This window comes from Sphingobacterium gobiense (genome assembly GCF_002980575.1).
Lineage (GTDB): Bacteria > Bacteroidota > Bacteroidia > Sphingobacteriales > Sphingobacteriaceae > Sphingobacterium > Sphingobacterium gobiense.
In genome coordinates, this window is sequence record NZ_PVBS01000001.1 from 1806123 (window position 1) to 1831625 (window position 25503).

The 25503-nt window shown below is 42.2% G+C and carries 25 protein-coding genes; 9 read left to right on the forward strand and 16 right to left on the reverse strand.

Going from position 1 to position 25503, the window contains the following annotated elements; all coding sequences use genetic code 11:
• Positions 1 to 24: 24 nt before the first annotated feature.
• The 5 genes from C5749_RS08045 (at position 25) to C5749_RS08065 (ending at position 3943) form a co-directional block, all read left to right on the forward strand.
• Positions 25 to 606 carry an FMN-dependent NADH-azoreductase gene (locus tag C5749_RS08045; protein ID WP_105724656.1) on the forward strand — a complete coding sequence of 194 codons (582 nt, stop codon included), beginning with the start codon at positions 25 to 27 and terminating at the stop codon, positions 604 to 606.
• Position 607: 1 nt separating this feature from the next.
• On the forward strand, positions 608 to 964 hold the full coding sequence (locus tag C5749_RS08050) for a nuclear transport factor 2 family protein (protein WP_105724658.1): 357 nt from the start codon (positions 608 to 610) through the stop codon (positions 962 to 964).
• Between the two features lie 243 nt (positions 965 to 1207).
• Positions 1208 to 2761, forward strand: coding sequence for a family 43 glycosylhydrolase (locus C5749_RS08055; RefSeq protein ID WP_105724660.1), 1554 nt, complete (start codon positions 1208 to 1210; stop codon positions 2759 to 2761).
• Positions 2762 to 2993: 232 nt separating this feature from the next.
• Positions 2994 to 3521, forward strand: a complete 528-nt coding sequence (locus tag C5749_RS08060) for a DUF421 domain-containing protein (protein WP_105724662.1) — start codon at positions 2994 to 2996, stop codon at positions 3519 to 3521.
• A 92-nt stretch (positions 3522 to 3613) separates the two neighbouring features.
• Entirely contained in the window at positions 3614 to 3943 is a 330-nt protein-coding gene (locus C5749_RS08065; protein WP_105724664.1) for a hypothetical protein, read from the forward strand.
• Between the two features lie 118 nt (positions 3944 to 4061).
• Here C5749_RS08065 and C5749_RS08070 read toward each other — a convergent pair whose 3' ends face one another.
• The 14 genes from C5749_RS08070 to C5749_RS08135 form a co-directional block, all read right to left on the reverse strand.
• Complete coding sequence (locus C5749_RS08070; protein WP_105724665.1) at positions 4062 to 4343, reverse strand: GNAT family N-acetyltransferase; 282 nt, start codon at positions 4341 to 4343, stop codon at positions 4062 to 4064.
• A gap of 11 nt (positions 4344 to 4354) precedes the next feature.
• Complete coding sequence (locus tag C5749_RS08075; protein WP_105724667.1) at positions 4355 to 5401, reverse strand: Atu2307/SP_0267 family LLM class monooxygenase; 1047 nt, start codon at positions 5399 to 5401, stop codon at positions 4355 to 4357.
• A gap of 44 nt (positions 5402 to 5445) precedes the next feature.
• Positions 5446 to 6360 carry a pirin family protein gene (locus C5749_RS08080; protein WP_105724669.1) on the reverse strand — a complete coding sequence of 305 codons (915 nt, stop codon included), beginning with the start codon at positions 6358 to 6360 and terminating at the stop codon, positions 5446 to 5448.
• 42 nt (positions 6361 to 6402) lie between these two features.
• Positions 6403 to 6837 carry an OsmC family protein gene (locus tag C5749_RS08085; protein WP_105724671.1) on the reverse strand — a complete coding sequence of 145 codons (435 nt, stop codon included), beginning with the start codon at positions 6835 to 6837 and terminating at the stop codon, positions 6403 to 6405.
• 14 nt (positions 6838 to 6851) lie between these two features.
• Complete coding sequence (locus C5749_RS08090; protein ID WP_105724673.1) at positions 6852 to 7154, reverse strand: GNAT family N-acetyltransferase; 303 nt, start codon at positions 7152 to 7154, stop codon at positions 6852 to 6854.
• The gene (locus C5749_RS08095; protein WP_105724675.1) at positions 7154 to 7369 is read right to left on the reverse strand and encodes a (4Fe-4S)-binding protein; all 216 of its coding nucleotides are present in this window, start codon (positions 7367 to 7369) and stop codon (positions 7154 to 7156) included. The genes C5749_RS08090 and C5749_RS08095 overlap by 1 nt, the downstream gene beginning before the upstream one ends.
• Before the next feature lie 209 nt (positions 7370 to 7578).
• Positions 7579 to 8160: a Crp/Fnr family transcriptional regulator gene (locus C5749_RS08100; protein WP_105724677.1), complete on the reverse strand. Its 582-nt coding sequence runs from the start codon at positions 8158 to 8160 to the stop codon at positions 7579 to 7581.
• 257 nt (positions 8161 to 8417) lie between these two features.
• Complete coding sequence (locus tag C5749_RS08105; RefSeq protein ID WP_105724679.1) at positions 8418 to 8981, reverse strand: AAA family ATPase; 564 nt, start codon at positions 8979 to 8981, stop codon at positions 8418 to 8420.
• A gap of 171 nt (positions 8982 to 9152) precedes the next feature.
• Positions 9153 to 9551 carry a RidA family protein gene (locus tag C5749_RS08110; protein ID WP_105724681.1) on the reverse strand — a complete coding sequence of 133 codons (399 nt, stop codon included), beginning with the start codon at positions 9549 to 9551 and terminating at the stop codon, positions 9153 to 9155.
• A 197-nt stretch (positions 9552 to 9748) separates the two neighbouring features.
• Positions 9749 to 10666, reverse strand: a complete 918-nt coding sequence (locus C5749_RS08115; protein ID WP_105724683.1) for a hypothetical protein — start codon at positions 10664 to 10666, stop codon at positions 9749 to 9751.
• 48 nt (positions 10667 to 10714) lie between these two features.
• A complete protein-coding gene (locus C5749_RS08120) occupies positions 10715 to 11818 on the reverse strand; it encodes an endo-1,4-beta-xylanase (protein WP_219847931.1) in 1104 nt (367 codons plus the stop codon).
• A gap of 32 nt (positions 11819 to 11850) precedes the next feature.
• Positions 11851 to 13392, reverse strand: coding sequence for a RagB/SusD family nutrient uptake outer membrane protein (locus tag C5749_RS08125; RefSeq protein WP_219847932.1), 1542 nt, complete (start codon positions 13390 to 13392; stop codon positions 11851 to 11853).
• A gap of 54 nt (positions 13393 to 13446) precedes the next feature.
• Positions 13447 to 16770, reverse strand: coding sequence for a SusC/RagA family TonB-linked outer membrane protein (locus tag C5749_RS08130; RefSeq protein WP_219847933.1), 3324 nt, complete (start codon positions 16768 to 16770; stop codon positions 13447 to 13449).
• A 169-nt stretch (positions 16771 to 16939) separates the two neighbouring features.
• Positions 16940 to 18112, reverse strand: a complete 1173-nt coding sequence (locus tag C5749_RS08135; protein ID WP_105724688.1) for a FecR family protein — start codon at positions 18110 to 18112, stop codon at positions 16940 to 16942.
• Between the two features lie 175 nt (positions 18113 to 18287).
• Here C5749_RS08135 and C5749_RS08140 point away from each other — a divergent pair, with 175 nt between their 5' ends.
• On the forward strand, positions 18288 to 18851 hold the full coding sequence (locus tag C5749_RS08140; RefSeq protein WP_105724690.1) for an RNA polymerase sigma-70 factor: 564 nt from the start codon (positions 18288 to 18290) through the stop codon (positions 18849 to 18851).
• 27 nt (positions 18852 to 18878) lie between these two features.
• On the opposite strand, the gene C5749_RS08145 is transcribed toward C5749_RS08140, so the two are convergent.
• Positions 18879 to 19760 (reverse strand): carbohydrate kinase family protein, encoded by an 882-nt coding sequence (locus C5749_RS08145; protein ID WP_105724692.1) that lies wholly within the window; start codon positions 19758 to 19760, stop codon positions 18879 to 18881.
• Positions 19761 to 19815: 55 nt separating this feature from the next.
• On the reverse strand, positions 19816 to 21033 hold the full coding sequence (locus C5749_RS08150) for an enolase C-terminal domain-like protein (RefSeq protein WP_105725330.1): 1218 nt from the start codon (positions 21031 to 21033) through the stop codon (positions 19816 to 19818).
• A gap of 255 nt (positions 21034 to 21288) precedes the next feature.
• Between C5749_RS08150 and C5749_RS08155 the strand changes: the two genes are divergently transcribed.
• From C5749_RS08155 to C5749_RS08165, 3 genes are all read left to right on the forward strand, one after another.
• Positions 21289 to 22047, forward strand: a complete 759-nt coding sequence (locus C5749_RS08155) for an NYN domain-containing protein (protein ID WP_105724693.1) — start codon at positions 21289 to 21291, stop codon at positions 22045 to 22047.
• A gap of 144 nt (positions 22048 to 22191) precedes the next feature.
• Positions 22192 to 22782 (forward strand): MCP four helix bundle domain-containing protein, encoded by a 591-nt coding sequence (locus C5749_RS08160; protein WP_181151314.1) that lies wholly within the window; start codon positions 22192 to 22194, stop codon positions 22780 to 22782.
• A gap of 60 nt (positions 22783 to 22842) precedes the next feature.
• Entirely contained in the window at positions 22843 to 25494 is a 2652-nt protein-coding gene (locus C5749_RS08165) for an alpha-L-rhamnosidase (protein WP_105724697.1), read from the forward strand.
• The last annotated feature ends 9 nt before the right edge of the window (positions 25495 to 25503 follow it).

A 25503-nucleotide genomic window follows, 5' to 3' on the forward strand; every position in this document is an offset into this window, starting at 1 on the left:
CTTATATAAAAAATTATCAACTAAATGAAGACACTATTGAGAATTGACAGCAGCTTGCGGATAGAAAACTCCTATTCTCGAAGAGCGGGAGACACTTTTGTACAGGAATGGAAAATACGGAACCCGAGTGGGAAAGTCAAAAACCGGGAAGTAGGTACGCGCTTCATTCCGCATCTCGATCAAGCATTATTTGAGGAATTTCATACTGTGCGAAATCCGTCGAAGAAATTAAGACTATCCGATGAATTAATAGCAGAACTATTTGCATGTGATGAAATTCTTATTACGGTTCCTATGTATAACTTTGGCATACCCTCATCACTGAAAGCATATTTTGACCTGGTGGTGCGAAACGGCAAAACTTTTCGGTACGAAGAAAAATCCGTCGGCTTACTCCAGAACAAAAAGGCGTACATCCTATCATCAATGGGCGGTATCAAATCCGATGCTCCAAGCCTTGTGGAAATGCATCTACAACAAATTTTAAACTATATAGGTATCAGGGATATTGTTTATTACGCATTAGATGGTACCGCTGATGAAGGCTATGCTAGGCAACAATTTAACAATCAAAATACGTCATTTAGTAACATTTTAAATAAATAACATGGAACAAATAAAGAAAGCCATCGAGGCATTTGTACAGGCCGGTGATAACCGTGATATAGCAGTATTGGAGAATATTTTGCATTCCGATTTCCAAAACATCCAAGACGGTTTTTTTGACGAGAAGGGAATTTTTGTATTCTCAAAATCAGACTATATCGAACTAATCAGAACGAAGAAATTTGGAGGAAGCCCCAGAAGTATTACTTACCATTCTATCGAACAAACCGGTAATATTGCTACTGTACAGGTAAAATTGGAAAGCCCATATTTAATCTTTCAGTCTTTGATAGTTTGTGTTCAGGATCATGGGGATTGGAAGATAATAAACAATCTTCCAACGATAGAGGTAAAATAAGGTTTTGTGTTTTTTAACTTAAAACAGAAAGATATCAAAAGAGAGATCATCCACTTTCCTGAAAATATGACCTTATTTGCAGCTGGGATGGATCCTCCCAAAAAACGATACAGGATGGCGCATGTTGCCCACTGAAATTTAATATGTTATTTTAGACACCAGTAAACCTTCAGTAAATCTAATTGCATGCGTACATTGGTCAAAACTTTATTTATCTCGGTCCTATTATCGCTTATACTCAAAATGGGTAAAAGCCAAACCGATACTGCTTCTAAAGGATATCTGCCTATTACAAACGATGTATTTTGGGATACCAAAGATGGACAGCCTATCTACAGCCAAGGTGGCGGTATATTCAGGTTTGAAGATCCTGAAAGCGGAATCGAGAAATACTACTGGTATGGGGCGCAATATAAAGAATCTGCTCAATACAGAAATGATCCATCTGTTACACCGCCTCGCGATAATTTTGTTTCCGTAACCTGTTATACCTCCACCGACTTAGTAAACTGGGAATCAAATGGAGATGTCCTTACGCGCGACGAAATGGACAAGCACCAACATACTCGATGGGCGGGGCGGTTGGGTGTAGCATACATCAAAGAGATTAATAAATATGCGCTGTTTATACAGCACAATGCTGAGGTATTGGTGACAGTTGCAGATAGCCCTAACGGCCCCTTTACATGGCACCAACGCATCAATATGGAAAGTATGATCGGAACATCCAATACGGGAGATCAGACGGTGTTTACCGATGAAGATACCGGTATCTCTTATCTCGTTTATTCTTATGGGAAAGGGCGCCATAAAATTTACATATCGGAAATAGGTGTGAAAGACGGAAAAGTTGGCTTGCTCGACTGCACGCAAGTTTATAAGGGCGCCGGTCGTGAAGGGAACTGTATGTTTAAGTATAATGGCAAATATTATCTGTTTGCGTCCAATCTGTACGGCTGGGATTCCTCCTATGCCTATTATCTCGTGGCGGATAATATTAGGGGGCCTTATACGCCAACGGATGAGATGTTGATCGTACGCGGCTCGGAAGCGGATTACGCTCATGTGACGCAGACTGGATTCTTTGTCAAGGTCAAAGGCAGTAAACAGGAGACGGTCATTTATTGCGGTGACCGATGGGCTAATTTTGCCGGCAATGGGCTCGGTTACAACCAGTGGTGCCCTTTATCGTTCGATGGCGATACCCCGCATTTTAATTCGCTCAGCGCCTGGAATCTGAATCCGATCACCGGCGAATGGCAGGTAGGGAAAGGAAATAATTATATAAAAAATGGAAGTTTCGAGGCCGACCGTCGCCGGATCCCGAGCCCGGTCAAACCCGTACAGGAACAACTACTGGGATGGGCGACTACGATCATCGAGGGCACGGAGCTATCAGTCAGCGACTCCACCTCCCCCAGCCTAAACTATTTTAACACACAGCAGGATCGACAAACCGTCATCGGTGAGAAAAGCCTCCAAATTAGTGATATCGTCAACTTTAAACGCAAAATTGTGCAAACCGTTGAATCCAGTCCATACGTTGCCTTGGAAGACGGATACTACAGTTTAACTGCAAAAATTAGAAACAGCGACGGATTCCCGAGGCTTGAAATGTATGCCGAAAGTGACGGTAATATCGTGAAGAAATCAATATCTAAGTCGAATGAGGTATGGATTACGGTTGAAATCGAAAAGATACCCGTTAGAAACGGACGTGTTGAAATTGGATTTGTGGCCGAAGGAAATGCCGGGGCATTTTGCTACGTAGATGATATATCGCTGGTTAAAAATTAAGTTCTTGCACGGAACGGAACATCTTTACTTAGCATCCTCTTCTATCGCAACGACAGCATAAACTAAATTCAGCTTCAGCGTTGGTGGCAAGAAAAGCAAATCAGATTTTCTTAAACTAAAATTACCATCATTATGTTATGTTAGTGAGCCGCAGCGAGGCGTGGTAATAAAAATTTTGTTAATCGTTGCGCTGTTCGAGCTGCATGGTTAGTGTATAATTTTTAGAGAACACATGGAAAACATATTTTTTAGCAACTGGGAAAGTGTCCTACGAACCTTTTTAGTGGGGCTGCTCGCGTACGTTGCATTAATAATCATGCTCCGGATATCTGGGAAAAGAACACTGTCCCAAATGAAGGAGTTCGATTTTATTGTAACGGTAGCTTTAGGCTCTACGCTGGCCTCAGTTTTGTTAAGCAAGGATGTTTCCTTGGCGGACGGAGTTGTTGCCCTTGGCATTCTAATTTCATTACAGTACATTCTGGCATACGTTTCGGCAAGATCAAATAAATTTTCAAAGTTAATTAGTTCTGAGCCAACGCTGATATTTTATAGGGGAGATTTTCTGCGGACTGCATTAAAAAAGGAACGTGTTACGGAAGCAGAGGTGAGATCTGTTCTCAGGAGCAATGGAGTAGCCTCAATAGAAGAGGTTGAAGCCGTAGTAATGGAATCGAACGGACAATTTACCGTGGTGAAAGAAGGAAATTTATCAAATGAGGATTCACCTTTATCCAACGTAAAAAGAATCGATAACTGAGGACTATTTACAAGGCGTAAACGAACGTTAGATACACTGTAAAACAAAACAACAATACCGGTTTAAGTGTTACACGTTAAAACGTAATTAGCATGAAAGATAACGAAATAACAGCAGGTCAGCCCAAGCGATTTTCAAACCGGAACATCATGATGCCCCTTATTTGGAGCAATATCGTCGTTTCGGCGTTAATGTTGTTGTACCACCTTATCCATATCTTTTTTCCGGGGAGCATATTGGCAAATGTGTTGGGAGGTATAGGGGAAGTTTTCTCTTTTTTCGTGTTCATCTTTGTTGCAGTATCGTTGTTAATCCTCGTTTCCAAATTGCTAACCAAGAGTGGGGAATATCTCTATCCATATATGTTCGCGGTGCTAGTGACCGTAGTTATGGTTTTTGTGCTACCGTATTTGATTGATTAACACCATTTAGTCTTTCCATACAGCGTATTTCTGCGAATAGGCGGCGCACTTAAGATCAACTGGATGATAGACTCGCTAATTCGGGTATTGATAGCACCACCCGTATATTGGGCAGTTACTACTTTAGTACATCCCTGATGTCATCCAATTTTTCGAACATCTTTGCCGCAAACGGACACAGAGGAATGATCTTGATACTTTTCTCCCGAGCCATTTCTACAATTTTGTAGAGCATCTGCTTACCTATGCCTCTACCATTATATGCCGGCTCAACCTCGGTGTGGTCTATGATAATCAAATTCGGTCCTGCGATGGAATAGGACATCGTCCCGGCGCGTCTATCATTTTCCTGCGCGACGGCAGATCCTTTAGCGCCGCTAACTTTTAATAATACTTCCATAATCTTTTGCTTTAAAATTTCGTTATTTCTCCGTAAGCCTTTGCGTTATTGACTCTTGGAATAACCTTTGTACCAATTATTTCTATGGAACGCAACAACTGTTCATGACTCAGCCCTGCATTATCCATTTGGAAAGTAAAGCGATCAACACCTCCTAATGCTTCGCTGTGTCGCAGTAATTTTGCTGCTACCTGCGCAGGGCCTCCAACGACCAACACTCCCTTAGGACCCGCCGCCGCGTCGAAACTAGCTCTGGTTACCGGTGGCCATCCTCGTTCCCTACCCGCCTTAGTCCACAATTCGGCATAGCCGGGATAGTAGTCTGCAACGGCTTCTTCATCAGTAGCAGCGACATAGCCGGGTGAATGGAGTCCTACGGAAAGCTGCTCCGGGGAGAAACCAGCCTGCTGTCCTGCCTCTCTGTATAAATCAATCAGTGGTCGAAAGCGGGCAGTTTCTCCGCCAATAACCGCAACCATTAACGGTAGCCCCAGTGTTCCGGCTCTCACGAAAGACGCTGGCGTACCGCCCACCCCTAGCCAAACTGGGAGTTTCTCCTGACTCGATCTCGGATAAATAGGTTGATTTTGTAATGCCGGACGAAACTTTCCGGACCACGTAATAAATTCCTGTTCACGAATTTTTAAAAGGAGTTCCAATTTCTCTTTGAATAACTCGTCATAGTGATGCAGGTTATATCCAAACAACGGAAAGGCTTCTGTCGCGGAGCCTCGTCCGACGACCAGCTCCGCTCGCCCCTTGGATATCAAATCTAAAGTCGCAAAGCTCTGGTAAACCCTGACTGGATCCGATGTACTAAGCACGGAAACAGCACTGGTCAAGCGTATATTTTTCGTTCTTGCCGCAGCTGCAGCCAGGATTACCGCTGGTGCGGAGTCCAAAAACTCTTTCTTATGGTGTTCACCGATACCGTAGATAGCAAGTCCTGCTTGATCTGCCTGCACAATCCTGTCAAGCAGCTGCTCCATCGCATCAACACTGCTAAGGGTTTTACTCCCGTACATGGCGGACGCGAAACTATCAATTCCTATTTCCATTATTATGCTGATTAATAAATATTGTTTTCTGTACTTTATATGCCTCAAGAAAGAGCATTGGGCGGAGGGCCGCCGGCGGGCTTGGTTTTGTCATCAGGCAAGGGTACATACTCTTTATTATCCATCGGAGGCAGGTTAATTCGGCCTTGTTTCCAATCTTCTTTCGCTTGTTCAATCCTGTCTTTTCGGCTAGAAACAAAATTCCACCAAATGTACCGCTCTCCGAGATGTTCTCCACCCAACATCATTAGGGTAGTCTGTTCTTTTGCAATAATCAGCGGATCCACTCCTTTGGTAAACACCAATAACTGTCCTTCGTGGTAGGTAACGCCATTGACTTCAACACGACCTCTGACAATGTAGGCGCCTCTTTCGCTATGTCCACTCGGTAAACCAAATCGAGCGTCTTGCTGCAATACGACATGCACATAGAATAGGGGCGAATGTGTCTTGACATTACTTTTCAAGCCATAAGCATCTCCCGCAATTAATCGCATCCAAACACCAGTATCCGTAAAAGCGGGCAATTCTTCTGGCTTATAATTCTCGAAGGATGGATCACTTTCTTCGTCCTTTTCGGGAAGTGCCACCCATGTTTGCAGCATTTCGAGTTCGCCTCCCGCAAGCATCGCCGGATCTTCAAATCGCTCACTGTGTGTTATACCTTTGCCGGCTGTCATCCAATTTACCTCTCCCGGTGTTATCAACTGTTCTACCCCCAAACTATCTCTGTGGGTCACGTTTCCGCTAAATAAATAGCTTACGGTAGATAAACCAATATGGGGGTGGGGCAAAACATCAAAATTATTTATGGATCCGGTCGGTGCATTTAATGGTCCGCCATGATCGACAAAAATAAACGGTCCAACCATTCTGCGAAGTCGAAACGGGAGTATACGTTTAACGGTAAAACCGGGGGAAAGTTCAGCCTGTCGGGCTTCTATAACTATATCAAGCATAATAAATATTTAAATTACCATTTGCCTATAATTGGAAAGCTTTTACTTGACTATGCTTTCATTTTTAATTAATTCTGTTGAAATGTTGATATTTCCTTTTAGTAACTTCGATATAGGACAGTTTTCCGCTACCCTCAATAATCGTTCTTCTATACCTTGATCGAGTAGTTCTCGAAATATGATCTTTCGCTCCATGTATGCAACTGATGCTTTATTTTCTATTTTATAGAACATATTCGCCTGGACTTCTATCTCCGAAACGGCTAATTCTTTGTGGTCGATATACATTCTAAGAGTGGCTAATGTACACCCCACTAAAGAAGACAGCAACAATGTATAAGGATCTGGCCCTAAATCTTTTCCTCCTAATTTTTCAGGTTCATCTGTGATGAACACCCCGTTCCTCCAATGGATCTTTGTTTCGTATTTTTCGAGTCCAATCGTACCCTTTAACGGAGTTTCTAGTAGATATTTCATTTACGCTGTATTGTTTACGTCTCTTTTGTTGACCTAACATCTGCATATTCCTCTGGGTAGCGCTTGAACTGCGCAAAAACATACGGGCAAAGTGGTATAATTCTCAAATTACTCTCTCGGGCATAACTTACCAGCTGATTAAGTAACAGTTTTGCGAAACCTTTGCCTTCGTGTTCCACGTTTACTTCGGTATGATATACCCGCAGCTTTCCGTCGGCAACAGAAATATCCATCTTTCCTACTTTTTCATCATCTGAAAACAGTTGAACTTCACCGTAGATACCATCTTCTTTAAAAATTACCTGTGTATTTTCCATTATTCAATTTTCTTTTTGATACTTAAAGCTCCTGATGGGCATTTGGCAACCTGATCAATGAGTTCCTGTGATGTCGCATTCTCGACTTTTATCCACGGCCGTGCTTTCGGATTATAAACTTGTGGCAATGTCTTTACACAGGCTCCCGCGTGGGCGCATTTTGTCGGTTCCCAGAGAATAGTGATTTCCCCGTTTGGATATTCATGTACGTTCATAATAGCCTCTTTCAAATGGGTTATTTATTTAATATTTAGATGCCTAAACTGGAGACCAGTTCTGAGTTTTTCCATTATTACTTTTTTGATTTAAAAGTTTACAACTCAAAAGTAGCTCAAATAGAAAGAAAAAAAGTAGAGAAATGACGAAAAAAAACATCGACTAATGTCTACAATATATACAATGTAATGTATTCCCTTAGACTAACTTATTTTTTTACTGCTTTTTTTCGTACACGGCTCAGCGTGTCTTTTGTAACGCCAAGATAGGAAGCAATGATATGCTGAGGAAAACGGTAAACAAAATAGGGATGGCGTTCCATGAAGTCTTCATAGCGTTTTTGCGAAGTAAGGCTAATAGCAGAGGTTATTCGTTTTTGGGTAGCAATATTATTACGCTCGTCAAGTTTCAGTACAAACTCATTAAACGCAGGACATTCGCTACATAATTTTATTACATCTGCTCGCGAGATGAGAAATACTTCACAATCTTCCCAGGCATCTATATTATATGTACTGGGCGTATACATAACAAAGCTTTCGCGGTCACCTGCCCACCAATTCTCTACATATAAATCGACGACGTGTTCAACACCCTTTGCATCTAGGAAATACTTACGCATAGCTCCCTTTGCAATAAAGGCCATATGCTTGCATAATTCCCCTTCCTGTAGCAGATATTGCTTTTTCCTTATCTTCTTCGGAATGAAATGGCTTAACACAAATTCAAAATCGTCGTGAGAAATTGCCGTTGAAATATAATTGTTAATGTAATTAAATAGTGGATGCATATTATGCGACTCAATAGTCAAATATAACACGTTTACCTCGTTTGGGCAAGTTTCTCTTTAGCGGAATTACCAGATCTTTTCTGAATTTGGGACGGCGACAGGCCTATTGAAAATACTTTATATTTCGGAAAAAGGAAACAGTCACTGTTTATGGAGGAGATAGAATGGATAGAAAAAGTTTTGGTAGATGAGTTTCAAAAGTTTGCAAGCGAGTACGTCATGTAAGTTGTCATTACTCATGGACTGTGTTGAATACACTAAGCTCTCGGTGATTTGATCTTTGTTTTCTCGACAATAAACCGCTGTCTTTCTAAAACCGAAACTTTCGGCACTTCAATGACATGATAACCGTATTCTAAATAAGTTTCTTTCATCTTATCAAAGGTGGATAAAGCCTCTTTCCAAGATTGCTTCCGTTCACTATCGGTTTCGTAAATCTCTCTCCAGGGAGGAAGAATAAAGACATTCCTGTTATACGCGCATTTATGAACCATCTCCACAGTTTCCTTGGATACAGGAATATTTTCCATATGCATATAACAAACCGCATCTAAAATGCCCCGGTCGAAATATACGGGCTCCTGGGAATCCACACTTTTGATTTCTTCATACGTCTTTACAGACGCATCGAACATCAATTGCGCATATAAGGCTTTGTTTTTCCAGGGCACACCGTCGCCACCGATAGACAACTGGTCCTTGATAATTCTTCTGGCTTCTTCTTCAACCGTAACAAAGCCTATTCGTCCAAGCTCATTTATAAGGGTGGTCTTCCCTACCCCGGGTCCACCGCTAACTATATAAAAATCGTTTTTTATCATTTTCTTTTTTGTTTATTACTGGAAATTATTACTTCAACTTAACAAGACCTGGTCAAGTTTGACTGGATACGGGAGTATCCGCACATTCGATAGGAGATGTAAACGAAAATATCCTCAATTCTTCCCGCGGTCAGGACAACCGACGACGAAGTTCAAAATTGCAAATTTGGACTACTGTTTAGCAGCCCAAATTTCAATTTCAATTTTTATGTCCGGTAGTCCCAGTGCGTTTATATATCCGATAGTCATTGAAGGATAGCTTTCTCCAAACAACTTATCCCACTCAGCATATAAAAAGTTCCAATCAATCTCTTCCGTAGCCCAAATATTGACTTTTATGATGTTTTCAGACGTCAAATTCTGAGAGGTTAAAAGCTGTCTAATATTTTTAAACGTATATCGTACTTGGTCATTCAGGTTTAGCGGAATATTTCCACTATCGTCAACGCCGATTTGCCCCGAAAAAGTATATAAATCTGAGTTTTTGGGGATTATTGTTACATGAGCGTATTTTCCGACGGGCGTGGGGAGATTTTCGGGATTTTGTCTTACTATTGTTTTTATATTCATATTTTAACTTTTTCTGTGCTGATAAACGTCTGTGCTAACCATATTCGACATATGGAGTATGGTCGCTAGCATCTAAGTCAAAAAGCCATCATAACTAGGGTTCCGATAGAATCAATTTTAGTATTTTGCAACCGTTCGGTTCAAATATATACAATTATTTAGCTCCATAAATAGGAATCTCAAAAAAGTGATTCCCTTTATGATTTCTCCTCCATTTTTTCTGAAACAAATACATGGTCTACAAAGAATGTATAATTATCAAACGTCCGAACATCGCCAGAGCCGCTTCTGAATAAGATAAATTCGGTTATTTGAGCAAGATTAATATTTGGGTCTTTTTGTTTAATATGACCCACCGGAATGGATACAAGGTGCCAGTTCCCATCCCGCTTAAATCCATATTCTTCGCCCGCAGCCGTGAACTCAAATATCGCATTTCCACCTCCAGAACTGCGGATACGAATTAATATCGGTGCTAACGATGTCGATTTTAGGCCAATATGATAATAACCATTTTCGAATGCAGAAATATCGATATACTGGCCTCGGCCATCTTCTAAAGCTCCCATTGCCCAATCAGATTCCCCTGTTGCTTCAAATTTATAGGCTTCGACACCTTCAAATGCGTCGGAAACCCTTATTCCCGGAAAATGGTTCATATTTACCGGTCTGACGAGTGGGATCCGAGACGTGATATCGGGATGTTCTGTATAGATACCGTATGTCGTACCATAGTCGTAGTCTGGAATTTGATTATCGGGATCTGGCTCAACTTCGATGTCGAAAGCATGCTGCCCGCGTTGGTTGTCAATAAAAACAACATTGAGAATCGCTTTAAAAGAGCCTCCTAAAGGATACTGGACAGTGACAACCGAATCTGTTGAGGTGCCGGGCGTTCCGCCTGGAAAAACCCAATTGCGGTTTTGTACTTTGGTGGATAAATCAGTGTATGTAATGTAATCTCCAAATTTGATATCGACACTGCTGGCTTCAGCTGCTACTTTGCCAGGTTCGAATAAGGTTACGGGGAACGTTTCCTCTTCTCCACATCCCGCTAAAAACAGTACAGTCAAACAGCCGAGGATATATCTTATTTTCAATCGAATAAGTTGCATATGTTTTGTATTTTAAACGCGTGCATACACGCTTTGTTATTCATATTTCTAGTTCAGTCCGGACAAAAATCCCTTGTACGCTTCTTTATGCTGGTAGCTTTGATCAAAAAGAAGGGGATATTCTTTAGGGTGCCATGACCCCGTAAGCCAAGTATGTTTATCGGTTACGCCCCACAACGAGATAGCAAACCTCTGCTGAGCCGGCAAGGCAGAATAACTTTCTGCGATATGTTTGTACATGTCGGATTGCTTTTTTGCCTCTGCTTCCGTGAAGACATAATTATCGGATTTATTCACATTCATCACGATATCGAGCTCGGAAATATGAACCAACAATCCGGTACTCGCCATATCATTCAGACCATTGCGCAACGTGCTTTTGTCGTTATTAATGCGATAGTGAAACTGATCGCCAATACCATGTATGGGAATACCTTCACTTTTAAATCGCTGCACCATATTTTTAATAGCGTTCCGCTTTCCGGGGGCAATCACAACACTATAATCATTATAGAACAACTTAGCGTCCGGGTCAGCTTCGTGTGCATATTGGAAACACCTACCATAAAACGCTATCGGGTCCTTGAATGTAGCATGCACAGGGCAGTCTGTTATGCGCAACGAACCATTATCATTAAAAATTTCGTTCGCAACATCCCAACTGATTACTTTACCTTTATATCGTTCTACAACGGTCTTAATATAGGTCTTCACATGGTCTTCAAAAGCAGTGGAGTCATATCCTGCATTTTTAAACCAACTGGGAAAGGACTTATACCATACGAGTGTATGACCATGCACATCTAAATCATTATCAATTGCAAAATCGACTAATTTGTCTGCTCCAGCCCATTGGTAATGGGTTGACGACGTCCATATGGCGTCCATTTTCATTTCCCATTCGGCCGTAATTTGGCTAAAATGCGTCGTCACGGTCTGCATATAACCGCTTTCGCCCATCAAAGACGTTTTTATCGCCGCACCGATACCAAACGATGCTTTTTCCTTCAGAACTCTCGTTTCGGGTTCGGGTTGTTCTATTGGCTCCTCGCGATCAGGAGTTAGATCTTCCTTGCTACTACAAGAAATATTGCTCATTCCAATCAGGAGCAATAGTGTACAACATAGGTATTGTTTGATTATAAGTTTCATCGTCTATTTCTTTATCTTTATTATCATTCTTATTAATAACCGTCGTTTTGTGGAAATGTACCCATTAGGTCAATTTGAGACTGTGGAATAGGTAATCTCACCATATGTGGCGCCATTGGATAGATGGCTTTGTTGCCAGAGTTCGATCCCATTTCATAGTACAGGTTAACGCGTTCTACCAAAATGCCAAGTCGCTTTAACAAAAACCATCTTTCGTTCTCTAAGGCTAGTTCGCGGGCAGATTCTTCCAAATAGCTCTCTAGGTCGAAAGAAGCGAAGCCATGGAGACCTGCCCTGTTTCTTACCTGATTTATATACCCTAGAGCTTTAGTTGTATTACCTGTCCGCCACGCTGCCTCGGCACCTAAAAGCAAGGTTTCGGCATACCGATAAAAGAGATGATCTTTGTAGCTGTTGAGTGTACCAACGCGCTTTTCTTCGTCGTGATACTTTTTTAGACTCCAATGATATCGCCTATAGTCATCATCGTAACGTTCTGGAGCCAATGGTTGTCCGAAATTTGGCGACTCGGGATTATTGACAATGAGCTGCAATGGATAATAGTAGGTGCGAAATCGTAAATCGTTTTCTTCGTCGTAGAGTGACCGGAGATAATCGTTTGGAAAAGACCAACCTAGCGACTCACCACCGTATTCGGTCGACCGGATCATTTCTCCTCCTGACAGTTCGTACACTCTCGAATTAAACACACTGCTGATCCAGGTTGGCCCGCCGCCCGCTAAATTGTCATTACCACCGGTAATCTCATCCCTGACGTATACTAACAAAGCTTCTTTATGGTTCAAATTCTGCCCAAAGACTTGCGCAAGTTGTTCACGTGGTAGTAAATCATGGGTCGGATCTAGGATTACTGCATCAAAATGTGTAGATGCTTCCTCCCATTTTTGTTGCCATAAAGCACTTTTGCCTCGGATATGATGCGCCACTCCTCTACCATACCTGCCGTAGTCAACGTTCCAAGCTAGGTGCTGTACAGCGAAATCGAGGTCTGCATCGATAAGTTTAAAAACTTCCTCGGGATCTGCAGGCGTATACTCTTTCGGATCAAAAGCATTTTCAGGCGTGGTCGCTATAGTGTCCAAGAGAATATTGTCGTACATGCGAATGAGATCTAGGTATAGTTCACCACGTACCATCCTTGCTTGCGCAATAATCTGATTGCGTCTTGTGTCGAGCATATCTACCTTGGGTGCATTCGTTATAATCGCGTTAGCCCGATCGATGATCTGGTAACCTCTTGTCCATTTGCGGGCAGGAAAAGCTACTGGCGTGTGATTGGGCCCGTAAGGTGTGTGCCAGGTGCGGTTGAGCCCTAAATCGGTTCCTACCAAAAAGAAGAGGCTAGAACGCAGCGCATCTCCCTCACCTTCGGGTATGTTATAATTCCGCATAAGGTTATACAACGCATTCACACCGCTTTCCAATCCTTCTGGAGTTGTGTATATAAAATCAATGGAGACTTCGGTAACAGGTTCCTCTGCCAGAAATTTTTCGCATGACAGGAGAGATAGCAATGTTACGCCGAATAGTAACTGCAGAAATATCCTTTTCATATATATATCGTTATTCATCATTGTTCTTTATCTATAATTTAATCCATACGCTTTTTAGAAACCTACTTGGATTCCGCCTACAATTGAAATTGCTTCAGGGTACTCGTTAGGGTTCTTTTCCGGGCTGTACGACTTGTATTTTGTCCACGTGGCCAGGTTGTGGGCTGTCGAATAAACCCGTAGGCTACCGATTTTCAGCTTTGAAGCAAGCCGAGACGATAATGTATATCCTAGCGTTAGCGTGTGTAAACGTACATAAGATGCATCCTGCAGTCCAAGTGTCCATATATAAGGACGATCGTTGGACTCCAATGGCCGCGGCCAGTTCCCCTCTGGATTCTCCGGCGTCCAATAATCTACTTTGACGCCGTTAAAAACGCCACGTAACGAGCCTCCTGAGGCATAATCGTATAAAAAGGCATTGTTGCGCATCACGCCTTGTACCGTTATAAAATCGGCTGCGAAATCTATACTTTTGTAATTCACCGCGAGATTGAATGATCCAAACCATTTTGGATCGCGAGGTACAATGACGCGGTCGGCATCGGTGAGCCTACCGTCACCATTATAATCTAGTAACTTGACATCACCGGGTTGTGCAGTTGGCATGTGGCTATTGACGATATCCTCTCCTTGTTGCCATATACCTGCCGGACGGAATTGATAGTATACATCTTTTGAATGCCCAATAAACCATTGGTTCGCGATATCATCCACTTCATTTCCGTACTCATCTAAATCGCCATACAAGCTGATAATTTTATTCCGGTTTCTGGATAGCGAAAATCCTAGGTTTACTTGCCAGTCTTTTTTGTCCATAACCAAGCCGTTCACATTTAGTTCGAATCCTTGGTTCTCCACTTCTCCGATATTCCGGAGCATTCTAGAATATCCGATATCCGCCTGTAACGACAATTCGGCTAAAAGATCCGTAGTCCGGGTGTTGTAGAATTCAAATGTACCCGTCAAACGGTTATTCCAAAAACCGAAATCAAGTGCGGTGTTTAGCGTGGTGGAGGTCTCCCATCTCAAATTGGGGTTGGGCAGAAAGTCTCCTGGAACATAACCTATTCGTTTCACGTTGTTAAAAAGATAATCCCGCTGCACGGCTGTGCTGAGACTACGATACGGGTTAATAGCTTCGTTTCCTACACTACCATAGCTTGCTCTTAGCTTCAGGTTGTTTACAACGGATTCAGCCATAAACGCTTCCCGGTGTATATTCCATCCCAAGGCTACTGCGGGAAAATAGGCCCACTTATTATTTGCGCCGAACACGGTGGAACCGTCTGCACGGGCAGACGCGGTTAGATAGTATTTCCCATCATAGTCGTACTGAACACGGCCAACAAACGAAACCAATCCTCTTTTATTGGCGCCAACTGCCGGTATGTTGCTTTCGGCACTCGGTAATCCCCAAATCCCCAAAAGATCATTTGGAATATTGCTGGCATTATTTCGAAAGTTACTATAACTCCGCTGGCTTATACTATGTACCAAGGTACCTGCAAGATTGTGCTTATCAAAGTTGGTGTTATAGTTTAAAATATTTTCTAGCTGCCACTCTACTTCGTCTTCAAATTGCATGGCTCCGTTACCTAATCCTCCCCTACGGAATCCTTGTAACGATTCGGCGGTTGCATAATGTGAGGTCTTTCGGTTCCAAGAGCGCCTGCTTGCGTTCACACGGTAATGGAGACCTTGGAATGGTGTAAAGTCGGCGAAAATATTCATGATGTCGTTGCGATCATTCCGCGTGTTTGAAACTTCCGCTAAATCCAGTAATGGATTGACGCTTTCTTGTACGCCTGAAGGATAAATCCGATAGGTTCCGTCGTCGTTATAAATTTTGCCCAAGGGGGAAGTGGTGACAGTGCGCAACAGGGTCTCGCCCGTACCGGGATTGTTGTTCTTGGAAAGCTGCCAAGATGTATTAGCACCCAGTTTTAACCAGTCTGTAATCGTTTGGTCAACGTTGATCCGAATCGTTCCACGTTGAAAATCAGTACCGGGAATTACCCCTTGTCTCTTAGAATAATTAAAGCCCGAATATATGCGCGTTTTTGCTGTTCCGGTTGAAACGCTTAGGTTATGATTCTGTGTGCTTGCAATGCGTAGCAATTCTTTTTCCCAATCGATAAATTCGCCCGTAGCCAGTATTTCGCGCTCGATATCTGTAAAGATAGCTTCATCGGGAAGGTATTGGTTGTTATTATCGGCCCGATAGGCCTCCCGTTTTAATTGCGCGAACTCCTCTGCACTGTACACATCGAAATTGCGTTTCACTGTCTGTCCGCCATAAAAGGTATTGAAATCGACAATCGTCCGGTCTTCTTTAGCGCGCTTGGTCGTAATCAGGATAACGCCATTTGATGCTCTAGCGCCGTAAATAGCCTGTGCAGCCGCGTCTTTCAGAATCTCGATGGACGCTATGTCGTTCGGATTGACATCATTGATTCCTCCTACTGGTACGCCGTCCGCGATGACAATGGGTGCATTTCCTGCCGTTAATGAACGGCTTCCACGAATGAGAATATTGGATGAACTTCCTGGCGCGGCATCGTTTACTGTAACGTATACACCGGCAGCTTTCCCTCTTAACATCTCACCTAAATCGTTAGATGGCACTCTATTCACATCGGCTGTATTTACAGAAACAACAGAACTGATTACATCGCTTTTCTTTTGAGTGCCATATCCTACCACTACAACTTCATCCAGATCGTCCATGTAGGTCGTCAGCACAGCATCCACTATTGTCTTTTCGCCTATCGTCTGTTCTCTAGGAACATAACCGATCATTGAAAAAATTATAACAGACTGTCCATCAGGCGCTGTAATTCGATATTGTCCGTCGGCATTTGTATGCGTTCCAAGCGATGTGCCTTTGATCAATACGGATACTCCCGACAGCGGTGCTCCAAGCGAATCTCGTACGGTTCCGCTTATGGCCCGCTGCAGCGATCTTACATTCGCGGCGTTAACAGCATTTCTGTTCGCACTCGGGGCTTCTTTGCTTGGGAACTGCTCCTTTTGGTTTACGACGACTACTTGACCCTGTATGTCATAGCCATAAGGTAGATTTTTAAAAAGCAATGCCAACACCCGGTTTAAAGGTTCTTCTCGTAAAACAATAGTAACGAGATCCTGCTGAATATCTCTTTTATTGTAAAAGAAAGTGACGCCAGATTGTTTTTCTATCTTTTTAAGCACTTCCCATAAAGAGACATCTCGTTCATTCAGCGAAATCTTCTGGCCAAATACATTAGCCGAAAGCTGAAGGCAAAAGACGGTCATGATAATGATAGTTAACTTCACACGCATAATGATTTTTTGGGTATACGCCGGTAAAGGATACATTAATAGCTTTAATTGCATACTTTTGTATGATTTGGGTTTATAATACAGTGTTAATTCCAGATTACTTGTTATTCATGGACCCGATCAATAGCCGGGAATGCTCGCAACATTTCCGGTTTTTTATTCGAAGTCTACTTATCACCGAGGTTATGGAACCCCTGACGCTGCCCATCTACTTATCATCGCTTTATTTATTTTTTTTTATGGTTAATTGCCGTCCATTCTTTAATTCGAAATGTACGCCAGCTGTTTTTAGAATATGTAGCGCTTTGTCTAATGTCACGTTTTTCGGCAGCTTACCGTAAAACAGATCATCTGAACGCACTTTTTCATAATTTACATCAATATCGTACCACCGCTCGAACGCTTGGAGAACCGTATAGATATTTGCATCATTAAAATAAAAATAGCCATCTTTCCATGCTACAAATTGCTCTGGATCGACCTGATATTTTGTAATTCCTTTTTCATTGACAATTGTTTGCATGCCAATGGCAAGGACGATGCGTTCGTGGTTGTTAGGCTTATTGTTAGATTTGACGGCGACAGATCCTTCGGTAACGGTAGTAACAATTCCTAGCTTTTTGTCATACGCGTTAATGTTGAACTGCGTTCCCAATACCTCTACCAATTGTTCATTATTCTTTACAAAAAATGGAATTTTCTTACCACCCATCGAATTTGTAGCTACATCGAAGAAGGCTTCTCCTGCCAATAGCTCTACCTCTCTCCTATTTTCACTAAACTTTCTTGGAAAACGAATGGATGATGACGCATTCAGCCAAACTTGTGTACCATCGGGTAGTTTCAGCTGGTATTCTCCTCCTCTAGGAGTGGACAAAGTCACTAGACTGCTTTCGCTATCTATCTTTTTAAATAAAGCGGATTCAAGTACGCTACCGTCCATATAGTGCAGTTGCTCGCCTACGATTAACCCTTGTCCATCTTCCTGTAAGTCAATGACTGAACCGTCGTCTAATGATAGAAGTGCTTTGTTCTTTCCGGGATTCACATCCTCCAGGCCTATATGCATGACCTCTTCTCCCCGACCGGTGAAATAATAGTATCCCAAACCTAATACAGCTAACGCAATGATGGATGCGGCTACCGCACGCGTTTTCGTTGTTAGTGAGCGTACTTTACTGGCTTGTGGTCTATCTGGCTGTCGTATAGCCGATTTCACGTTGGACAAAATCCGTTGCTTTAGCTCCATCTCGTCTTTTGCAAAATAAGCAGGGATCTCTACCTCCTCATCTACATGTGCTTTATACCAAGCAAGAAACTCTTCTTTTTCGACTTCGGTAATACTTCCATTTAGCCATTTCGACGCCAATTCACGGTATTTGTTTATATCATTCATAACTGGAGCTTTAATATATGTCCTTGTTCTAGAACAAATCCCTTACATTATTTTTATTTTTTTTTTGTACTCTTTACCGATGCTACTGGTATAAGGGTGTTGTACAACTAATAGAATAAAATCTCTATATTTGACACGTCGCAGTGCGGCCAACCAAAATAAATCGCTTTTAGTTATGATTATTTATAGGGATTTAACGGATAACGAGTTGTATTTACATCTTCATCAAGACGATGAAAGTGCATTTACAGAAATTTATAATCGCTTTTGGAAAAAACTATTTACGATAGCTGCCAATCGCATAGGGAATTTGGAGGAAGCAGAAGAAATTGTCCAGGATATTTTTACCTCGTTATGGAATAAGCGATCTGATATGGTACTTCGGTCCGATTTAGCGAGTTATCTAGCTGTGTCCGTAAAATATCGGGTGATCAAATCAATGGACAGACAGTATAATGAAAAGCGATATGTAGATAGCTTATTGGGTACCGGGCTGGTTGACGACTCTACGCAGCAGAAACTGGCCTTTGAAGAACTTCAAAACGAATTAGAAAAACATATTCAAATGCTACCCGAGAAATGTCAATTGGTTTTTAGATTAAGTCGTCAGGACGGTTATTCTCAAAAAAAGATAGCGGATGAGTTAGGTATTTCCGAAAAAACGGTAGAAGCTCATTTGGGAAAAGCTTTCAAAAGATTAAGAGCGCGGTTAGCCGGTTTCTTGACGACGCTACTTTAACCACTCTACAGTATGCAAAACGCCGCTTCAGTTTCGAAACATTTCGAGATATGCCTCATATGGGGGGCACGCCTCATATTGGGATGCTACATACGCGCCCTTCTTGATTCCCTCCAGCAAGCACTCTTCTATCGTCGAGGATTTGTCTAGCCGCTTACTTAAAAAACCGGCAAGAAAAGCATCGCCGCTACCCACTGTATTCGCGACCTGTATTTCCATTGCCGGTCTATGTAATTCATTTTCATCACTATAATAGCTGGCGCCTTCCTCACCTTTTGTTACAATCACTTCGTCAATATTAAACCGCTGCCTGATGGTTTCCACCTGTATCTTTTCCTCCTCCTCTTTATAATCATACCATTGACTTAGCAAAGCAAGTTCGGTATCATTCAGTTTTAAGATATGCGTTTTTTGGAGTAGTTCTTCCAATACGAGTTGATCAAAATAAGGAGGTCTGATATTAATATCAAAAACATTCAATGATGAATACTCCAAGCACGCTTTGAGCGTGTCATACGATCGGGTATTCCTTGAAGACAGCGATCCAAAAACAAAAGCGTTACTATTGGCAATAACGGATGTATATACCTCTTTCCAAGGGATATAATCCCACGCAGCGGGATATACGAGATCATATTCTGGCAGTCCATTTTCTCCCTTTTCTACAATCGCCTCACCGGTTTTATGGGAATCGCTTATCGCGATACCAGTTGTGTCCAATCCCCATCTCTTTACAATATCCAACAATTCTTTTCCATATGGGTCATTGCCCACGCAACTGATCAAAAAACTCGCTGTCCCGGCCTGCTTTAAATGGTAGGCAACATTGAAAGGGGCGCCACCAGGCTTCGAGCTATCATCGATAATATCAAACAGAATTTCTCCAAAACAAACGACTTGACTACTCATATGCTTATGTTTTTTACGAAGTCCCAACTGCCTTTGCAACCAACTGAATAAACTTTTATATTTTCTTTAACAATGACATACCAAAACCTGGCGTCGACGGGGGAATTAACTTACCGTCTTTGATGGTGTAACCGGAAAGATCGACTTCATCTGACGAACTGGTAACGCCTTCGATAGTAATAGTATTACCTAATCCTCCAGCCAAATGCGCAGTATAATTGGTCTTGAGGAGTGAGCCCCAAGCATGTGGCGAAGCTTGTGCACCCAATGCTTGGAGTTCTGGCATCAATCTTCGCCAATTGGTAAAACCAAGGCCTTCTATATCTGTTAGATGTACATCTAATAGATCCTGTTGAATAAGTTCTCTTAAAAAGAGCTGATCGGGATCGGCCTCGCCATCAGCCAATAAGGTTTGGATACCTTCACGTTTTATAAAATTGCGCAACTTTTGATAGTCGGCAACGGTTTCATGAAAAGGTTCTTCTATCCAAAACAACTTAACACCGGTAATACCTTTCAGATAATCAATAAACTGATCGGACGTAAACCCGTTATTACCGTCCACTAGAATCTCACAATCAGGAAAAGCCTGTTCCACCGCTTTGGTGACTTCAATATCGCGCTGCAATCCTTCTTTATAAGGCATCCATTTATGCCCACGACCTATTTTTAGCTTAAACTGCCTGTACCCTAAATTATAGTCGTAACGACACTCCTCCAATATACGATCGATCCCTGCTGGCTTGCTGGCGGGCTCTAGATCATCGAAATAAATCATACCACTGTAGTAGTCTGTGATAAATGGTTTGTCGTTCCCTAGTAAAGCGTAGACTGGCTTTTGTAGAATCACGCCTGCTAGGTCATGCAGAGCCATATCAAACGGTATATGCCGATCCTGCAATGTACCAACCTTAACAGCAAACAGTTCCGACACCTTTTGGCCCACGAGTTCCCCCATAACATTTTCAGCATCACGCTTCGACCCGCGTAGAGAAGCCCAACCTATGGCTCCCTTATCAGTCATCAAACAAACTATTTCTACGTTTGGCCCGTTACCATGTAGATCGAGACGGGCATTTTTCCCTACTAGACGCGGATAGTTTAGCTGGACGGTTGAAAACTTGATTTCCTGTATCCGGTGGTAGGCCAGCTCTTTGTCATCGGCTGTCCTGTCTAGGAGTGATGTTAAATACGTTGCATGGCTTTTGCCATTAAAAAGGGCGGCTGAGGCAATGCCTACATGGAGCGCGTTTAAAAATGTTCTTCTTCTCATATTGGGTTTATTTTGTTCATACGGTACTACGGACCTAATGTAAGCCATTGATGCTTGTGATCGTGTTGGCTTCTACAGCTTTTAACATTTAAAGATACAATAAAATTGAATATCACATATAACAAGATTGACGCAACTACACTTCAGAAGAAAAAAATAGTGGCCGGTTTGCTTAAACGATAGAAAATCAATACTTGAAGTTTGTTGTTTGTGAAACATAAAACTTATATTTACGGTATACCAAAAGTCAGACTGATGCAAGATCATAAACTCGCAGTTTTAATTGACGCGGATAATGTACCTTACGCTAATGTGAAAGAAATGTTGGAAGAGGTATCCAAAAGCGGAACACCTACTGTAAAGCGAATATATGGAGACTGGACAAAGCCCCACCTTTCTGGCTGGAAACATGTTTTGCTGGAGAATGCGATTACGCCAGTTCAACAATATAGTTATACTACCGGTAAAAACTCATCAGACAGCGCATTGATTATCGATGCAATGGATATTCTGTATTCAGACAAAGTTACCGGTTTCTGTATCGTGTCCAGCGACAGCGATTTTACGCGGTTAGCAACAAGACTACGCGAAGCGGGGATGGTAGTCATTGGTATCGGAGAAAAGAAAACACCGCAGCCATTTATTGCGGCATGCAACAAGTTTATTTATATTGAGATATTGCAGCCGGTTGAAAAGGAAGAAAGCACAAAGGTACTAGTGAAATCAATAACGAAAGAAAAGCCGAAACCTACTCAGAAAGCTATCGATAAAGTAGATAAGCAGACCATAAATCTCATTGTAAATAGTGTTGACGATCTGGCGGATGAAACAGGATGGACATTCCTAGCTTCTTTAGGAAACTTCATTTCTAAAAAGAAGCCTGATTTCGATCCTCGGAACTATGGATTCAATAAGCTGTATGATCTGATCAAGTACATCAATAAGTTCGAAATTGATGAAAGAGATTCGGGCGGGCATAAGCACGTGAAACACATTTATCTGAGGTTAAAATAGTTGCTGAAATATCGCTCACCCAACACGTTGTTTGGCGTGGTAATTTGTTGAAATAATTACTTAACTTGCTTCAGTTATAAACCTAAAGCATCGCATTGCTGGGTTAAATTGAAAATTATGTGGACATTTGCGATTAAACAAAAAATGACAGCAGCGATACTGTTGTTCACCGTGATTGGCTTGGTAATGCTAACCAATATGCGTGAACAACGAATCGCGACACGGATAAGTACCGCAGTCACCTCCATTTATGAAGATCGATTGGTAGTAGCACAATATATCCTCCGATTGTCAAAGCAGATGGATGGTATCATCGCCATCTTGGAAAAGGAGGAAACTGAAGTTACCGCACGGATAAACAGCCATCTAGCCGAAGTCGCCACGTTAACTGCATTGTACGGAAAGACGATACTCACAGAAATGGAAAGAGCTAATTTTGAAACTTTCAAACAGCTGTGTCAGACCATATCCGTAAACAACAAAAACGGCGATCATACGGCAGCGCTTTCAGCTGCGCGGAACGCCGGAGACACATTGCAAACTTTATCTTCGATACAGGTAGAAGAAGGAAAAAATCTACTAGATGAGGTACTCGATATGACTCGTTTCTCAAACATGATTTCCTACTTGGAATTAGCGATTCTGATCGTCATCGCCGTAATTATACAAGTGCTCGTATTTGCTTCGAAGACATTGATAGGCATTAAAAAGCCTACAAATGAAAATCTGAACTAAGTGGAGGTTTCATCGCTAGATAATGTACTTTTATATATAAACACCTCATCGTATTCTATAATGAAAAAAATCTTATTCTTGGCAGTCTGTTTAGTATTATGTGGCAACCGCTATGGAAAGAGCGCTCCAGCAAATAGCGAACCAATCCAACTAAAATGCGAGCATCTAATCAATCCGATAGGAATAGATATACAGAACCCCAGGCTAATGTGGATGTTAAAGGATGATAGACAGGGGGCGGTTCAGACGGCATACCAAGTGCTTGTAGATACAGACTCCATGGAAATAGTTCAGAATCAGGGCCGGGTCTGGGACAGTGGGAAGCAGTCTAAAACAGACATACTCGTTACCTATGCAGGGCAAAAGCTGGATCCGCAGACGCGTTACTTTTGGAAGGTAGTAGCTTGGGATAAAGATGGAAAACCAACTTCGTCGGCGGTGGCAGCTTTTGAAACCGGCATGATGGGAAGTAACAATTGGAGGGGAGCTTGGATTAGCGATCATCGAGACATCCACCATAAAGAAGCACCGTATTTCAGAAAGCAATTTGATATAAAAAAGACCGTCAAATCTGCTCGGGCATATATAGCAGTAGCGGGCCTGTATGAACTATCCCTGAATGGTGAACGCGTGAGTAACCATCGACTAGACCCAATGTACACACGGTTTGACCGACGCACGCTTTACGTAGCACATGATGTGACCTCCCTTCTTCAATCTGGAGCAAATGCGATTGGTGTGATTCTGGGCAATGGCTGGTACAACCACCAACCGATTGCTGTCTGGGATTTTCACAATGCACCGTGGAGAGCAAGACCAACATTTTGTTTAGATCTTCGCATAGTCTATACCGATGGAACTGAAGAAACTATTGTGTCAGGACTTAACTGGAAAACTTCGTCCGGACCGATTGTATCCAACAACATTTATACCGGTGAACATTATGATGCCCGTTTGGAACAGCCTGGCTGGGACACGCCTCATTTTGATGATGCTAAATGGAATAGCGTTCGATATCGAAGTGCTCCTTCCAATCATATCGTGTCACAATTGATTGCTCCTATACGGTTAACGAAAACGTACAATCCGATAGCTGTTAAGAAATTTGATGAGAAGACCTATGTTTTCGACATGGGACAGAATATGGCTGGCGTTACACGCATTAAAGTTAAAGGAACCGAAGGTACCATACTACGCATAGCGCATGGCGAACGTCTCGATGAAAATGGCCGTTTGGATATGTCTAATATCGATGTGTATTACCGAGGAGATAAAGAGAACGATCCCTTCCAAACGGATATTATTACACTTAGTGGTAAAAAGGAAGATGAATTTATGCCTAAATTCAACTATAAGGGGTTTCGTTATGTAGAGGTTACCAGCAGCGATCCCATAGTACTAGGTGAATCGAACTTAACAGCTTATTTCCTACATAGTGATGTTGTCCCAATGGGCAAGGTGAAGACTTCCTCAAAATTGATAAACGACTTATGGAAAATAACAAACAACGCTTATCTGTCTAACCTGATGGGTTATCCGACGGATTGTCCACAACGCGAAAAAAATGGTTGGACAGGTGACGGGCACCTAGCTATCGAGACGGCGTTATATAATTTCGACGGTGTCACTGTTTATGAAAAGTGGTTGGCAGATCACCGCGATGAACAACAGCCCAATGGCGTGTTGCCAGATATTATTCCGACGGGTGGATGGGGATATGGTACAGCAAATGGATTAGACTGGACGAGTACGATTGCAATTATCCCTTGGCAGATATATTTGTTCTATGGCGATAGCAGGCTTTTAGCAGATTGTTATGAGAATATAAAACGCTACGTCGATTATGTTGATCGCATCAGTCCGAATGGGCTGACTAGTTTTGGCCGCGGCGATTGGGTGCCGGTAAAATCGCGCTCGAACCTCGAACTTACTTCATCTGTTTACTTTTATGTCGATGCAAATATTTTGGCTTCCGCAGCTAAATTGTTTGGTAAAGAAGTAGACTATAAAAAATATGATGCACTACGCAAAAAAATCAAACAATCCATTAACGATAAATTCTTAAATCGCGAATCCGGAATATATGCGGATGGAACGCAGACCGAATTGAGCGTCCCGTTACATTGGGGTATCGTTCCAGAGGATATAAAAGCTAAGGTAGCTGCGAACCTGAATAATAAAGTAGCGGAAACTAATTTTCATCTTGACGTGGGCGTACTAGGTGCGAAAGCGCTATTGAATGCGCTTACCAATAATGGATATGGGGAGACCGCCTATAAGGTGGCCGTTCAGGATACGTATCCATCATGGGGATGGTGGGCTGTAAACGGAGCAACTACATTGCTCGAAAATTGGGATTTGAAAGCGGAAAGAGATATCTCCGATAATCATATGATGTTTGGGGAAATCGGAGGTTGGTTCTTTAAATCTATTGGCGGTATCATACCCGATCCAAATCAGCCCGGGTTTAAAAACATTTTACTTCGACCGATTTTTCCAACGGGCCTGAACCAATCAGAAGTCAGGCATCGATCACCGTACGGCGAAATTGTGTCAAGCTGGCAAAAGAAAAAAAATACAATTATTTATGATGTGCAGATTCCAACGAATTCTACGGCTACGTTTTATCCTCCTGACAATGTAGAAGGCGACGGGAAAGCAATGCATCTCGTGGCCGGTACGCACCAGTTAAAGCTAAAACTAAAACAATAGTCGGAAACG

What these genes read in the sequence shown, in the direction of transcription:
- C5749_RS08045 (WP_105724656.1), top strand. Translation starts at nt 25, where the DNA reads ATGAAGACACTATTGAGAATTGACAGCAGCTTGCGGATAGAAAACTCC.
- C5749_RS08050 (WP_105724658.1), top strand. Translation starts at nt 608, where the DNA reads ATGGAACAAATAAAGAAAGCCATCGAGGCATTTGTACAGGCCGGTGAT.
- C5749_RS08055 (WP_105724660.1), top strand. Translation starts at nt 1,208, where the DNA reads ATGGGTAAAAGCCAAACCGATACTGCTTCTAAAGGATATCTGCCTATT.
- C5749_RS08060 (WP_105724662.1), top strand. Translation starts at nt 2,994, where the DNA reads ATGGAAAACATATTTTTTAGCAACTGGGAAAGTGTCCTACGAACCTTT.
- C5749_RS08065 (WP_105724664.1), top strand. Translation starts at nt 3,614, where the DNA reads ATGAAAGATAACGAAATAACAGCAGGTCAGCCCAAGCGATTTTCAAAC.
- C5749_RS08070 (WP_105724665.1), bottom strand. Translation starts at nt 4,343, where the DNA reads ATGGAAGTATTATTAAAAGTTAGCGGCGCTAAAGGATCTGCCGTCGCG.
- C5749_RS08075 (WP_105724667.1), bottom strand. Translation starts at nt 5,401, where the DNA reads ATGGAAATAGGAATTGATAGTTTCGCGTCCGCCATGTACGGGAGTAAA.
- C5749_RS08080 (WP_105724669.1), bottom strand. Translation starts at nt 6,360, where the DNA reads ATGCTTGATATAGTTATAGAAGCCCGACAGGCTGAACTTTCCCCCGGT.
- C5749_RS08085 (WP_105724671.1), bottom strand. Translation starts at nt 6,837, where the DNA reads ATGAAATATCTACTAGAAACTCCGTTAAAGGGTACGATTGGACTCGAA.
- C5749_RS08090 (WP_105724673.1), bottom strand. Translation starts at nt 7,154, where the DNA reads ATGGAAAATACACAGGTAATTTTTAAAGAAGATGGTATCTACGGTGAA.
- C5749_RS08095 (WP_105724675.1), bottom strand. Translation starts at nt 7,369, where the DNA reads ATGAACGTACATGAATATCCAAACGGGGAAATCACTATTCTCTGGGAA.
- C5749_RS08100 (WP_105724677.1), bottom strand. Translation starts at nt 8,160, where the DNA reads ATGCATCCACTATTTAATTACATTAACAATTATATTTCAACGGCAATT.
- C5749_RS08105 (WP_105724679.1), bottom strand. Translation starts at nt 8,981, where the DNA reads ATGATAAAAAACGATTTTTATATAGTTAGCGGTGGACCCGGGGTAGGG.
- C5749_RS08110 (WP_105724681.1), bottom strand. Translation starts at nt 9,551, where the DNA reads ATGAATATAAAAACAATAGTAAGACAAAATCCCGAAAATCTCCCCACG.
- C5749_RS08115 (WP_105724683.1), bottom strand. Translation starts at nt 10,666, where the DNA reads ATGCAACTTATTCGATTGAAAATAAGATATATCCTCGGCTGTTTGACT.
- C5749_RS08120 (WP_219847931.1), bottom strand. Translation starts at nt 11,818, where the DNA reads ATGAAACTTATAATCAAACAATACCTATGTTGTACACTATTGCTCCTG.
- C5749_RS08125 (WP_219847932.1), bottom strand. Translation starts at nt 13,392, where the DNA reads ATGAAAAGGATATTTCTGCAGTTACTATTCGGCGTAACATTGCTATCT.
- C5749_RS08130 (WP_219847933.1), bottom strand. Translation starts at nt 16,770, where the DNA reads ATGCAATTAAAGCTATTAATGTATCCTTTACCGGCGTATACCCAAAAA.
- C5749_RS08135 (WP_105724688.1), bottom strand. Translation starts at nt 18,112, where the DNA reads ATGAATGATATAAACAAATACCGTGAATTGGCGTCGAAATGGCTAAAT.
- C5749_RS08140 (WP_105724690.1), top strand. Translation starts at nt 18,288, where the DNA reads ATGATTATTTATAGGGATTTAACGGATAACGAGTTGTATTTACATCTT.
- C5749_RS08145 (WP_105724692.1), bottom strand. Translation starts at nt 19,760, where the DNA reads ATGAGTAGTCAAGTCGTTTGTTTTGGAGAAATTCTGTTTGATATTATC.
- C5749_RS08150 (WP_105725330.1), bottom strand. Translation starts at nt 21,033, where the DNA reads ATGAGAAGAAGAACATTTTTAAACGCGCTCCATGTAGGCATTGCCTCA.
- C5749_RS08155 (WP_105724693.1), top strand. Translation starts at nt 21,289, where the DNA reads ATGCAAGATCATAAACTCGCAGTTTTAATTGACGCGGATAATGTACCT.
- C5749_RS08160 (WP_181151314.1), top strand. Translation starts at nt 22,192, where the DNA reads ATGACAGCAGCGATACTGTTGTTCACCGTGATTGGCTTGGTAATGCTA.
- C5749_RS08165 (WP_105724697.1), top strand. Translation starts at nt 22,843, where the DNA reads ATGAAAAAAATCTTATTCTTGGCAGTCTGTTTAGTATTATGTGGCAAC.